General features: G+C 62.9%; 1 protein-coding gene. It reads left to right on the forward strand.

The annotated features are described in order from the left end of the window. A partial coding sequence (locus JL39_RS21270) for a site-specific integrase (RefSeq protein WP_037155528.1) occupies positions 1-753 on the forward strand: 753 nt, incomplete at its 5' end. Positions 754-798: the final 45 nt, after the last annotated feature.

Consider the following 798-nt stretch of genomic DNA (forward strand, 5'->3'; position numbering starts at 1 on the left):
CCCGACACGGTGCGCCGGCGGCTTGCCAGCTGGTCGACGCTGACGAAATGGCGCGGCCTGACCGGCGTCTTCTCCTCGCCTTCCCTGAAATCGGCGATACGCCTTGCCGTCCGCGCGACGCCGCGGCCAAGGAAACGCAAGAGCGTCAAGGCGGTGACCGGCGACGTCTTGGCAAAAATGCTTGCTACCTGCAGCGCCGACAGCCTGCGCGACGTCCGCGACCGGGCGATCCTGATGGTGGCGTTCGCGTCCGGCGGACGACGTCGTAGCGAGATCGCCGGTTTGCGCAGGGAGCAGCTCTCAGTCGAGCCGCCGATCACAGTCGAAAACGGCCCTCCCCTCCCCTCTCTCGCCATCCATCTGGGTCGCACAAAAACGTCTGGTTCCGAGCACGACGAGGTCGTTTATCTGACGGGCCGGCCCGTGGATGCGCTCAACGCATGGCTTGCGGTTGGAAGAATCGAAACGGGGAGCATTTTTCGGAAGATCGATCGCTGGGGCAATGTTTCGAAGCGGGCCCTGGAGCCGAGTGCGGTCAACCAGATCGTGAAGCAGCGGGCGGTGATGGCTGGGTTAGATCCGCAGGAGTTTTCGGCGCATGGACTGCGATCGGGATACCTAACCGAGGCTGCGAACAGGGGGGTTCCGCTGCCAGAGGCCATGGAGCAGTCGCGCCATCGCTCAGTGCAACAGGCCTCAAGCTACTATAACAGCGCAACGCGTCGCAGTGGTCGGGCTGCGAGATTGCTCTGATCCGAGTAGGCGTGGTTCAAGGGACATACAGCTAAACGATTGATA

This window comes from Rhizobium sp. YS-1r, from assembly GCF_000757525.1.
Classification (GTDB): domain Bacteria; phylum Pseudomonadota; class Alphaproteobacteria; order Rhizobiales; family Rhizobiaceae; genus Neorhizobium; species Neorhizobium petrolearium.